This is a genomic window from Winogradskyella schleiferi (assembly GCF_013394655.1).
Lineage (GTDB): Bacteria > Bacteroidota > Bacteroidia > Flavobacteriales > Flavobacteriaceae > Winogradskyella > Winogradskyella schleiferi.
The window spans coordinates 731,834-744,612 of sequence record NZ_CP053351.1; the positions used below are offsets into that span (position 1 = coordinate 731,834).

At 34.6% G+C, this 12,779-nt stretch carries 10 protein-coding genes; 2 read left to right on the top strand and 8 right to left on the bottom strand.

The features are described from left to right. Positions 1 to 98 precede the first annotated feature (98 nt). Positions 99 to 1,112 carry a UDP-N-acetylmuramate dehydrogenase gene (gene murB, locus HM990_RS03195; RefSeq protein ID WP_178987558.1) on the bottom strand — a complete coding sequence of 338 codons (1,014 nt, stop codon included), beginning with the start codon at positions 1,110 to 1,112 and terminating at the stop codon, positions 99 to 101. After that, entirely contained in the window at positions 1,112 to 2,302 is a 1,191-nt protein-coding gene (locus tag HM990_RS03200; RefSeq protein ID WP_178987559.1) for a pyridoxal phosphate-dependent aminotransferase, read from the bottom strand. Before HM990_RS03200 ends, murB begins: the two co-directional genes overlap by 1 nt. 188 nt (positions 2,303 to 2,490) lie before the next feature. On the opposite strand from HM990_RS03200, the gene HM990_RS03205 reads away from it, so the two are divergent. Continuing rightward, positions 2,491 to 3,762, top strand: a complete 1,272-nt coding sequence (locus tag HM990_RS03205; RefSeq protein WP_178987560.1) for a retropepsin-like aspartic protease — start codon at positions 2,491 to 2,493, stop codon at positions 3,760 to 3,762. A gap of 33 nt (positions 3,763 to 3,795) precedes the next feature. On the opposite strand, the gene HM990_RS03210 is transcribed toward HM990_RS03205, so the two are convergent. Then, a complete protein-coding gene (locus HM990_RS03210) occupies positions 3,796 to 4,221 on the bottom strand; it encodes a DUF1573 domain-containing protein (RefSeq protein ID WP_178991806.1) in 426 nt (141 codons plus the stop codon). A gap of 187 nt (positions 4,222 to 4,408) precedes the next feature. Between HM990_RS03210 and HM990_RS03215 the strand changes: the two genes are divergently transcribed. Then, complete coding sequence (locus HM990_RS03215) at positions 4,409 to 7,039, top strand: valine--tRNA ligase (protein ID WP_178987561.1); 2,631 nt, start codon at positions 4,409 to 4,411, stop codon at positions 7,037 to 7,039. A gap of 132 nt (positions 7,040 to 7,171) precedes the next feature. Here the strand turns inward: HM990_RS03215 and rodA are convergent, their stop codons facing one another. Genes rodA through HM990_RS03240 form a run of 5 tightly spaced genes read right to left on the bottom strand, consistent with a single transcriptional unit; the run spans position 7,172 to position 12,769 of the window. Further along, a complete protein-coding gene (gene rodA, locus HM990_RS03220; protein ID WP_178987562.1) occupies positions 7,172 to 8,452 on the bottom strand; it encodes a rod shape-determining protein RodA in 1,281 nt (426 codons plus the stop codon). Further along, the gene (locus HM990_RS03225) at positions 8,452 to 10,413 is read right to left on the bottom strand and encodes a peptidoglycan D,D-transpeptidase FtsI family protein (RefSeq protein WP_178987563.1); all 1,962 of its coding nucleotides are present in this window, start codon (positions 10,411 to 10,413) and stop codon (positions 8,452 to 8,454) included. Before HM990_RS03225 ends, rodA begins: the two co-directional genes overlap by 1 nt. Then, positions 10,410 to 10,916 carry a rod shape-determining protein MreD gene (locus HM990_RS03230; RefSeq protein ID WP_178987564.1) on the bottom strand — a complete coding sequence of 169 codons (507 nt, stop codon included), beginning with the start codon at positions 10,914 to 10,916 and terminating at the stop codon, positions 10,410 to 10,412. The genes HM990_RS03225 and HM990_RS03230 overlap by 4 nt, the downstream gene beginning before the upstream one ends. Beyond that, positions 10,909 to 11,730, bottom strand: a complete 822-nt coding sequence (mreC, locus tag HM990_RS03235) for a rod shape-determining protein MreC (protein ID WP_178987565.1) — start codon at positions 11,728 to 11,730, stop codon at positions 10,909 to 10,911. The genes HM990_RS03230 and mreC overlap by 8 nt, the downstream gene beginning before the upstream one ends. A gap of 10 nt (positions 11,731 to 11,740) precedes the next feature. Further along, a complete protein-coding gene (locus tag HM990_RS03240) occupies positions 11,741 to 12,769 on the bottom strand; it encodes a rod shape-determining protein (RefSeq protein ID WP_092444594.1) in 1,029 nt (342 codons plus the stop codon). Between the last annotated feature and the right edge of the window lie 10 nt (positions 12,770 to 12,779).

Genomic DNA, 12,779 nt, shown 5'->3' on the forward strand with positions numbered 1-12,779 from the left:
TTAGAATAGTTTTATCTTCGTAAGAGGTTGATTAATAGCATTTTCAAAAAAAAATTGTTCTAAACACAAAAGTCACAATCTACATTGTGACTTTTGTTTTATATGATATTAACTTCAGTTTCAATAGTGATATTAAATAATCGTTTTACTGTATTTTGTATTAATTGCGCCAATTCAAAAATTTCTTTTCCATTGGCATTACCGTAATTAACTAAAACCAAGGCTTGTTTATTGTGTACACCATAATCTTTAAAGCGCTTGCCTTTAAAACCTGCCTTTTCAATAAGCCAACCTGCAGGTACTTTGACAGCTTCTTCTGATAATTTATAGGAAGGGACGGCTGGGAAATTCCGCTCTAATTCTCGGAATTCTTCTACCGTAATTATTGGATTCTTAAAAAAACTGCCACTATTCCCAATCTCTTTTGGGTCTGGTAATTTACTTTGTCTAATGGCGATTACGGCATCCGAAATATCTTGGATGGTTGGGTTTTCAATGCCATTGGATTCCAATTCGTTTTTTATAACACCATAATTGGTACGTAACTGATGATTAGCTTTAGTCAGTTCAAGTTTGACACTTGTAATGATATATTGGCCCTTCAGATCTTGTTTGAAGATAGATTCTCGATACCCAAAATTACAATCCGGTTTAGAAAACGTTCTTAAAGCTTGATTTTCTATGTTTATCGCTTCACAACTGACAAAAATATCTTTCAACTCCACGCCGTAAGCACCAATATTCTGAATAGGCGCCGTACCAATATTGCCAGGAATTAAAGATAAATTTTCAACACCTCCATAGTTGTGCTGCAAACACCAAAGGACAAAGTTGTGCCAGTTTTCGCCTGCCATGGCCTTTATAACAACTGTGTTTTCTGTTTCGCTAACAACTTCAATACCTTTTAAATTAATATGAAGCACCAAAGCCTCGATATCTTTAGTTAACAACATATTGCTTCCGCCACCTAACACAAATAGAGGCTTATCATGATACTCCTTCAAAAGACTTTTTAGGGTTGTAATGGAAGTTACATCACAATAGGATTGTGCTTTAGCCTCAATACCAAAAGTATTAAACGGTTTTATTGAGGCATGGTTAATTATGGTCATTAGTCTTTATATACTTTTAAAGCTTCTTCTAATATTTTTACCGAAATTTTTAAACTTTCTTCGTTTAAGACATAAGCAATACGTATTTGGTTTAATCCAACACCAGGTGTGGAGTAGAAGCCAGCCGCAGGAGCCACCATGACCGTATCATTATTATAATCAAATGATTCTAATAGCCATTTGGCAAAATCATCTGAATTTTTTACTGGTAATTCTGCAATACAGTAAAAAGCACCATTGGGTTTGGCCACTTTTACACCTTCAATTTTTTCCAATGCTGAAATAAGAGTGTTTCTACGTTTGACGTATTCTGCCTTTACATCATCAAAATAACTTTGCGGCGTTTCTAAAGCCGCTTCACTTGCAATTTGTGCTAGTGTTGGAGGACTCAATCTTGCTTGGGCAAATTTTAAAGCTGTCTTTATGACCGCTTTATTTTTAGAAACCAAATAGCCAATTCGTGCGCCACACATACTGTAACGTTTGGAGACCGAATCGATGACAATGGCATGTTCTTCTAATCCAGGTTCTTGCAAAATGGAGTAATGTTCAATGCCATCGTAAATAAATTCCCTGTAAACTTCGTCTGCAATTAAAAACAAATCGTGTTTTTTTACAATAGCTGCTAATTTCTTAATTTCGGCTTTAGAATATAAATAGCCAGTGGGATTTCCTGGGTTACAAATTAAAATTGCTTTGGTTTTTGGAGTAATAAGTTTTTCGAATTCTTCGATTGGAGGTAATGCAAAGTTATCCTCAATTTTAGAAATCACAGGCACCACATTCACGCCAGATGCATTCGAAAATCCATTATAATTGGCGTAAAATGGTTCAGGAATGATGATTTCATCACCTTCGTCCATAATACTTCCAAAGGCGAATAAAAGCGCCTCACTTCCTCCTGTAGTAACAATGATGTCATTGTGGGTTACATTAATGGAATTACGCTTATAATATTCAGCAATTTTTATTCTATAACTTTCCGCACCTTCAGATCGGCTATAGGCTATAGTCTCAAGGTTCTGATTTTTAATAGCATCGAGAGCCACTTGTGGTGTTTTTATATCTGGCTGACCAATATTTAGATAATATATATTTTTGCCTTGTTTATGTGCTTCTTCAGCATATGGTACCAATTTTCTAATTGGCGATTCTGGCATGTTGTTACCCTTGTTTGAAATTTTTGGCATTTGTTGTATTTTTTAAAATGCTAAGGTCTTAAAATTTATTTAAAAATGAGGATTTAAAATATATTGTCTGCTAAAGATTCGTAACTTATTTGAAAATATTTAAAGCATTGAAAATATTTCGTAGACATATCATTTTAGTTTTTTTTAGTATATGTTGTTGTATTACGCAAGCTCAAAGCGATTTTCTAATGAAAGAAAATAGCAGTGAAAAAATTGATTTTCAACTGGCTAGTAATTTAATGATTATACCGTTAGAAGTAAATGGTGTAATGTTGTCTTTTGTTTTAGATACTGGAGTTAGTAAACCGATTTTGTTCAATTTATCTGAAAATGATTCGCTAGATTTAAAAGCAACTAAAACATTTTATCTACATGGTTTGGGTGGTGACGGTAAGTTAAAAGCAATAAAGACTAGTCAAAATAGATTAAAACTTGGAGATGCCGTTGGGTTTAACCAAGATATGTATGTGGTTTTTGATAGTGATATTAATTTTACTCCAAGACTAGGAGTTTTAGTGCATGGCCTTATTGGTTACGATATATTTAAAGGATTTGTAGTAGAAATTAAATATAGTTCAAAGTATATTAGATTGCATAAACCCAATAGTTTTCAACCAAAATCTTCAAAAAAATGGAAAACGCTTCCAATTCATATTCATAATAAAAAATCTTATTTAGATGCTAAAGTAACTATTGATACAATAGAAACACCTGTTAAACTACTTATTGATACAGGTAGTAGCGATGCGTTGTGGTTGTTTGAAAATGAGAAAATGGGATTAAAACCCAAATCAAATCTAATTTTTGACGACTACTTAGGGAAAGGCTTGAGTGGTTCCATTTATGGGAAAAGGTCTAAAGTGAATAACTTTAAACTAAATGTTTTTGATTTGATTGGTGCCAATGTTGCGTTTCCAGATTCGTTGTCCTTAGATATAGCTAAAGTTTACAGAGATAGAAATGGTAGTATAGGAGGAGGTATTTTAAAAAGGTTTAATACCTTTTTTGATTATACCAATAAGAAGTTATATATAAAAAAGAATAAATTATTTAAAGAGCCGTTTTCGTATAATAATAGTGGTATTGTTCTAGAGTATAACGGAAATATGTTTGTTAAAGAGGAAATTAAGACAAAATCGCCAAACACTGGTTATACAGATGGTGATATTTCCGTTCAAATAAGTCGTTCCATAAATTTTAGAATGTCCCTTAAACCTGTCTATAGGATTGTTGAAATTAGAATGTCTTCTAATGCATATGTCTCAGGTTTGCGAAAAGGGGATGTTTTAATTACTATAAACGGTAAACCAGCTTACAATTATAAATTGTTTGAAATCAATACCATCCTTTATGATAAAACAGGGAAAAAGATTAGAATGACCATAGAACGTGAAGGGGAAGAAAAAACATTTAAATTTAGTCTTGATAATGTATTCGAAAAAAATAAGCCCTCAAATTGAGAGCTCATCATTATCATAAAGTTGTACTGAGATCTATTGCTCAATCATACTTTTTTCTTTCTTCTCTAAAACACTGGACTTATTAGAATCAACCACTAAACCTTTTATTTTTAAGGCTACGGTTGGTGTTTCAGCATTTGAAAACACAGTAATTGTTTTTCTAATTGGATTAACACGCTTAGTATCGTACTTTACTTCAATCTCACCTGTTTCGCCTGGCATAATTGGACCATCTGGCTTCTTAGGTACTGTACAACCGCAAGTCGATTTTACGTTAGAGATAACTAAAGGCGCATTACCCGTATTGGTAAACTCAAATGTTCTAACACCATCAGCACCTTTTTCAATAGTACCATAGTCAATAACATCGGTTTTAAACTCTATTTTTGCTACTTTCTCTTGAGCAAAAGAACCAAAACTCATTAGTCCTACAAATAAAACTGCAATTAAATTTTTCATCATTTTTAATTTAAAATTGATTATTCAAAACTAGTTACTTTTTCGTTCCCATCAAAATTTATTAGACGTAATACATTCCATTTAACAGATTTTATGGTTTTACAACCTATATTCTTACACTAATAATTTTTCAAAAAAGGAATTATAAGTACTTTTGTCAGTTACATTACAAAAACAATACCAAAATATGGAAATTCCATCTAAATATAATGCAACGTCAGTAGAAAATAAGTGGTACGACTATTGGATGCAGCACAATTACTTTCATTCTACGCCAGACGAGAGAGAGCCTTATACCATTGTAATTCCGCCTCCAAACGTCACAGGTGTTTTGCACATGGGACACATGTTGAACAATACCATCCAAGATGTATTGATTAGACGTGCTCGTTTATTGGGGAAAAATGCGTGTTGGGTGCCTGGTACAGATCATGCCTCCATTGCTACGGAAGCGAAAGTAGTTGCAAAGTTGAAAGCAGAAGGTATTGATAAAAATGATTTATCACGCGAGGAATTTTTAGAGCATGCTTGGGAATGGACAGAAGAATACGGTGGCGTTATCCTGGAACAACTTAAAAAATTGGGTTGTTCATGTGACTGGGACAGAACCAAATTCACCATGGATGACGAAATGTCTGAAGCCGTAATTAAGGTATTTGTGGATTTATACAACAAGGGCTTGATTTACAGAGGTTACCGGATGGTTAATTGGGATCCGGAAGCAAAAACTACCTTATCTGATGAAGAAGTGATCCATGTTGAAAAACAAGGTTTACTCTATTATTTAGAATATAAGGTTGAAGGAAGTAATCAAAAATTAACCATTGCTACTACTAGGCCTGAGACCATATTTGGAGATACTGCTATATGTATCAATCCAAACGATGAACGTTTTACTCATTTAAGAGGCAAAAAAGCCATTGTACCTATTTGTGGAAGAGTTGTGCCTATTATTGAAGATGAATACGTAGATGTTGAGTTTGGTACAGGTTGCCTAAAAGTTACGCCTGCGCATGATGAAAATGATAAAGTTTTAGGCGATAAACACAAACTCGAAGTCGTTGATATTTTTAATGACGACGCAAGTTTGAATAGTTATGGGATGCACTACGAAGGACAAGACCGTTTTGTAGTTAGAAAAGGTATTGTAAAAGAATTGGAAGAAGCAGGTATTTTAGTGAAGACTGAAAACCATATTAATAAAGTAGGAACTTCAGAACGAACAAAAGCCGTAATCGAACCAAGATTAAGTGACCAATGGTTTTTGAAAATGGAAGATTTGGCAAAACCAGCCATTGATGCCGTTTTAAAAACTGGAGATATAAAACTTTTTCCAAAGAAATTTGAAAACACCTATCGTCACTGGATGGAGAATATTCGTGATTGGAATATTTCACGTCAATTACTTTGGGGACAACAGATTCCTGCGTACTTCTATGGTGATGGGAAGGAAGATTTTGTCGTTGCGGAATCCATTGAAAAAGCAGTAGAATTAGCAAGAACAGCTTCAAACAACGAACAATTGACATCTGATGACTTAACCCAAGATTCTGATGCGTTAGACACATGGTTTTCATCTTGGCTTTGGCCAATGAGTGTTTTCGATGGTATCCGTAATCCTGAAAATGAGGAAATAAAGTATTATTATCCTACCAACGATTTAGTGACTGGACCAGATATTTTATTCTTTTGGGTGGCACGTATGATTATTGCGGGTTACGAATACAGAGACGAAAAACCATTTAAAAATGTTTATTTAACGGGATTAGTTAGAGATAAACAGAGACGAAAAATGTCTAAGTCTTTAGGGAATTCACCAGATGCTTTAAAACTTATTGAAGAATATACTGCAGATGGCGTAAGAGTAGGATTATTATTAAGTTCTGCAGCTGGAAATGATTTAATGTTTGATGAAGCACTTTGCCAGCAAGGAAGAGGTTTTGGAAATAAAATTTGGAATGCTTTTCAATTAACCAACCTATGGGAAGTTGCAGATATTGAGCAGCCTAATTCTAGCAAAATAGCGATAGAATGGTACGAAGCCAAGTTTCAATCCGTTTTGGTAGAAATAGAAGATCATTTTAGCAAATACAGATTAAGTGACGCTTTAATGTCTATTTACAAGTTAATTTATGATGACTTTTGTGGTTGGATGTTAGAAATGGTAAAACCAGCTTACCAGCAACCCATTGACAGAACAACATATGAAAAGGTAATGTCGATTTTTGAAGATAACTTAAAGATCGTTCATCCATTTATGCCATTCTTAACGGAAGATATTTGGCAATATATTAAAGAACGCTCACCTAAAGACGCTTTAATAATAGCCAAATGGCCAGAAGCAAAACCAATAAATGAAACTTTGATTTCAGAATTTGAGTTCGCTTCCGAAGTTATTTCAGGAATTAGAAATATTAGAAAACAAAAGAATATTGCGTTTAAGGATGCTATTGGGTTTTCGGTTGTAAATAATGAAAATGCTGCCAATACCTTTGATGAGGTTATTTCAAAATTAGGCCACCTTGAAAGCTATGAATATGTTAAAGAAGCTGTTGAAGGTGCATTAACATTCAGAGTAAAATCGAACGAATATTTTATTCCTATGGAAGGCAGTATTGATGTGGAGGCTGAAATTAAAAAGTTAACTGAAGAATTAAATTATACAGAAGGTTTCTTGAAATCGGTACAAAAGAAATTATCTAACGAACGATTTGTTGCTGGTGCACCAGAACAAGTCGTGGCTTCCGAGAAAAAGAAAGAAGCAGATGCTTTAGCTAAGATTGAAACGATTCAAGCTAGTTTGTCCAGTTTAAAATAATTATGGAATTCCTAACCTGCAAGGTTACAAATAAAACCTTGCAGGATGCTGTTGCACGCAGACCAGAATTTTTTCGAAAAAATGAAGTCTATACTCTAACCTCTAAAAGCGAAGCGATCTTAAGTCTATTCATTACCACTCGTTAATCTTATTACTATCCAATTTTACAAAAATAAACAGTAAGATAGTAAATCCCCAAAGTCCTGAACCACCATAACTAAAAAACGGTAATGGAATACCAACTGTCGGAATCAAGCCCATGACCATCCCAATATTAATGGTAAAATGGATAAACAAAATCGAAGCGACGCCATAACCGTAAACCCGACTGAATTGTGACTTTTGGGCTTCGGCCAAATATAGAATCCGAACAATAAGAAGTACAAATATGAGCACTACAAAGCTTGTGCCTAAAAACCCCCATTCTTCGCCTACTGTGCTAAAAATGTAATCGGTATGCTGTTCTGGTACAAATTTTCCCGTTGTTCTTGTGCCCTGTAAAAAACCTTTTCCTGAAACACCACCAGAGCTAATGGCTTGTTCCGATTGAATAAGATTGTAGGCTTCCGCTTTTTTCATGCGTTCTAGTTTTGCAGGATCTTTTTCTAAACGTAACCAAAGGCTAATTCTATTTTGTTGATGGGTTTTAAGACCATGTTCATAAAAGAGCTTCACGCCATAAGCAAAGCAAACAGAAACTAAAAGAACTGCTATATATTGCAGTATAGATCCACGCTTTTTCTTCCGCATAAAGTAAACACTTGCGATAATAACTGCAGCAACTAATGCTGTAATTACTACGCCAAATTTTAGACCTAGAACAGCGAGAACGATTAATGATAAGGCAATAATCAAATAGATTTGTTGCAAACCTTCACGATAAAAGACAAAGAAAAAAGCTAAATATACGATGGTACTTCCAGCGTCATTCTGGAGTAAAATCAATAAAGCAGGAATAAATATAATAGCAGCAACTCTAATTTGATCCTTAATAGTGGTCATATTAGTCTGAAGGTCACTGACGTATTTAGCAACTGCCAAAGCTGTAGCAAACTTTGCAAATTCGCTCGGTTGAATGGTCATACTGCCAATGCCATACCAAGAGCGTGCACCATTAACGTCCTTTCCAAAAATGAATAAGCCAATCAATGCCAACATGGCAACTAAATAGATCAAACTTGCAAATCGCTCATAAAATTTGGCTTCAACAGAAAGAATAAGTACAATAAGGACAAAGGTTAGGCCAACAAAAATTAAATGCTTGCCATATAATTGAGAGGTATCAAAATAACTTGTGACTTCGCCAACATGAGAGGCTGATAAAATATTGAGATAACCAAAAGCAACTAACAGTAGAAATAGTACAATGGTAATCCAATCGAATTTAAAACCTCTATGATTTTCTCTCAACATTAATTTTTAAAATTTTGCTGGTCAGATTCATTTTGAATCATGTTGCCGGATTCATCCTCGATGGCATAATTTTCAATAACCTGAAGCGATGTTTCACCATTAATTTTAAAAGGTTCGCCTGAATACGGTTTTTTATATTCATTTTCCAAGCTATGAGTTAGAATCCATCGTTCTAAGTCGGTTCTTGTTATTTCTCCTTTAATGTGTTTTTCAATCATTAGACTTGCCATTTTACCGGCAAACCGACTTCCCCAATAACCGTTTTCTACAAAAACGGCAATGGCGATTCTTGGATTATCCTTAGGCGCAAAAGCCACAAAAATAGAATGATCTGTAAGTTGGGTTTTTACACTATCAATTTTTACGAAGTTTTCGGCAGTACCTGTTTTTCCACAGATTTCAATGCCTGGAACTTGTAGGTATTCTGCAGTTCCTTTATTGTAAACGTCAAACATCCCTTGTACCACAGGTTCAAAATGACGTTTATCTATGGTTGTATATTTTGGTGTTTTATATTTCTTCGGAATTGTATCGTCTTCAATATCTTTAATAATATGCGGTGTGTAATAGTAACCACGATTGCCAATAGCCGCAGCCATATTTGCTAACTGGATTGGTGTAGCCTCGACTTCGCCTTGTCCAATGGCATTAGAGACAATATAAGTAGAACCCCAACGATTGTCACCGTATGCTCTATCGTAGTAGTCGCCATTAGGAATTCGTCCTGGTTGTCCTACGGACAAATCGTTATTCAAAAAGTTGCCGAGTCCAAAACTTTTAGCATGATCTGCCCAAATGTTCATGCCTTTTCCTGCATCGTCATATTTGTCAATGATACGACGGTAGACATTGACAAAATAAGCGTTACAAGATTGTGCAATGCCTAAATTCATATCTGCAGGACTTCTATGATGGTGGCAACCCGTTAATTTTTGACTACCATAATAGTAGCCCATTCTACAAGTAAACTTATCATGGGTGTCAACCACGCCTTCTTGTAAACCAATTAATGCATTTATAACTTTGAATGGCGATCCTGGCGGATATTGTGCCTGTAAGCCTCTGTCGAAAGTGGGTTTGTTAACTTTATCTAAGAATAAGCTAGAAAAATTTTTGTTTCGCTCTCGTCCAACCAATAAATTAGGGTTGTAACTTGGGCCAGTGACCATGGCTAAAATTTCACCACTTTGAGGATCTATGGCAACCATACCTCCGCGTTTGTGCCTCATTAATAATTCACCATAGGCCTGAAGTTCTGAATCAATAGTTAAGGTAATGTCTTTTCCGGGTTTAGGTAAAGTATCAAAGACACCATCTTTATACGGTCCGATATTTTTATTGAATCGATCTTTCTGAATAAATTTTATCCCTTTTACCCCTCGCAAAACCTCTTCGTAAGTTTTTTCAACCCCTTGCTTACCAATTAAATCGCCTAATTTGTAATAAGGCTGACTTTTAATAGTTCTACGATTAACTTCGCCAAGATCGCCTAATACATTTGCGCCAATACTGGTTTGGTATGATCGAAGCGATCGTTTTTGAATATAAAATCCTTCAAATTTTCGCATTTTCTCTTGAAGCACCGCATAATCCGTTTTTGAAAGCTGCGGCACAAAAGGAGACGGTAGTCTTGGCGAATAATTGGTTGCTCTTGCTAATTTTTTATGGTAGTCTTCTGTGGTAATTTTCAATAATTTGCAGAACTCATCTATTTGTGATGAATCTAAAGGAACAACTTCCCTGGGAATGACCATCACATCATATGACGGTTGATTGGCAACCAAAAGTTTACCATTCCTGTCATACACATAACCACGTTTAGGATAGTTGTACACTTTTCTAATCGCAGTATCTTCAAAAATATCGTAAGCTGAGCTGTTGTAAACTTGTAAGTAAAATAGACGCGCAATAAAAACAAGACCTACAAGAACTACAGTAGATAAGAGTAATAATTTTCTCATTTTTTATTTCGGCTAAATAGAATTATAATCAATACACTAAGTATTATAGTGAAAATACTAGAAAATAACGTTTTTTGAATGATTAAAAGTATATTGGAAATGTTAAAAATTTCTAATGAAAACAATACCAAATGATGAATTACCGTACCCAATGAAATGTAAGTAATTAAACTACCCATATCAGTGTTACGAAATTTTATACTTTGATGCTCGTACTGCATACCGAACGAATTTTTTAGAAGAATTGGTCTTGCATAGGCTAGACTTACTGCCGCTGCCGCATGGACGCCTCCAGAATCGGAAAACATATCCACCAGCATACCTAATAAAAAACTAACCAATAACAACACAAGTCGTTCTTCCTTTATCGGAAATAGGAAAATAAATATGATATAAATATAGGGATTGATATAACCAAATAAGTCAATATGGTTGCATATCATTACTTGTACTAAAAGTAGTAACACAAACCGAACGATATTTAGACCTGCAACACTATTCATCTGTGCTGTTTTCTAAATCTTGAATTTCGTTTTTATCTAAATTTTCTAAGATATAAACCGTTCCTACATTGGTCATGTCGTTAAATAATTTCACTTGAATGGTATATGTGTCTCCACCAATATCGGTTTCAAAACTATCAATAGTTCCAATACCAATACCTTTTGGGAAAATTGAAGATTCGCCACCTGTTTGAATGGTATCACCAACTTTTACTGGTGCAAATTGAGAAACATCTTCAAGCTGTACATAGATTGGAGATTCGCCATTCCACTTTAAAGACCCAATATGGTTGGTGGCTTTTATTTTGGCATTGATGCGGCTTCTTGTATTTAAAATAGATAAAACCGTTGCATAATTCTTGGACGTATTATCAATAATTCCAATAATTCCATTGGAAGTCATAACGCCAAAATCTCGTTTTATACTATCGTTTTTACCTTTGTTTAGTGTAAGGTAATTATTGGTAAGCGAGTAACTATTTTTATAGACTTCTGCCGTTGTAATTCGATATTTTGATTTGGAATATGTTGTGTCGATATACGAGGAATCTGCTGTCGTATTTATATTCAAGAGCTGTTCTCTTAAACGTTTGTTTTCTTTAGCGAGAATATCATTCTCCGTTTTTAAATTAAAATATTGATCCACGGAATTCATAGTTCCATAAACACCACCAGTTAAAAAATTGGCGGAATTTATAAATTTACTCCTGTGATAAGTATGCGATTGAATCGTTAAAGCTAAGGCAATACTAAAAAGCAATAAAAACAACAGAAAGGTTTTGTTTCTAATAACAAAATTAAAAATTTGTTGCATTATTTACGGCTTATTTAATCAATACGCTTTTGTATTTAGGTAAGTTTTTAAGTACAATTCCTGTACCTCTTACAACAGCTCTTAATGGATCTTCAGCAATATAAACGGGAAGATCTGTTTTTTGGGAAAGTCGTTTATCTAAACCTCTTAACATAGATCCACCACCAGCTAAATAAATTCCGGTGTTATAAATATCTGCTGCTAATTCAGGAGGCGTTTGCGATAAGGTTTCCATTACAGAATCTTCAATACGTAAAATGGATTTATCTAAAGCTTTAGCAATTTCACGGAACGAAATTTGAACTTGTTTCGGTTTTCCCGTTAACAAATCACGACCTTGAACACTCATGTCCTCTGGAGGTAATTCTAAATCTTCAGTTGCAGCTCCTATTTGGATTTTAATTTTTTCAGCTGTTCTATCTCCAACATATAAGTTATGCTGTGTTCTCATGTAATAGATAATATCATTTGTAAATACATCACCTGCAACTTTTACAGATTTGTCACAAACAATACCACCAAGAGCAATTACGGCGATTTCGGTAGTACCACCTCCAATGTCAACAATCATGTTTCCTTTTGGTTGCATAATATCCACTCCAATACCTATTGCCGCTGCCATTGGTTCATGGATTAAATAAACCTCTTTACCATTAACACGCTCACAAGATTCTTTTACCGCTCGCATTTCTACTTCAGTAATTCCAGAAGGAATACAAACGACCATTCGCAAAGCAGGATTAAAGAATTTCTTCTTTAGCGCAGGAATGTTTTTAATAAACATGCTTATCATTTGCTCCGAAGCATCAAAATCTGCAATTACGCCATCTTTTAATGGACGAATGGTTTTGATGTTTTCGTGCGTTTTTCCTTGCATCATGTTGGCTTCTTTACCAACGGCTATGATTTTTCCGCTAATGCGGTCTCTTGCTACTATCGATGGATTGTCAACAACAACCTTGTCGTTGTGGATTATCAGTGTATTTGCGGTTCCTAAATCTATGGCTATTTCTTCCGTTAGGAAATCAAAAAATCCCATATGCTGTTCT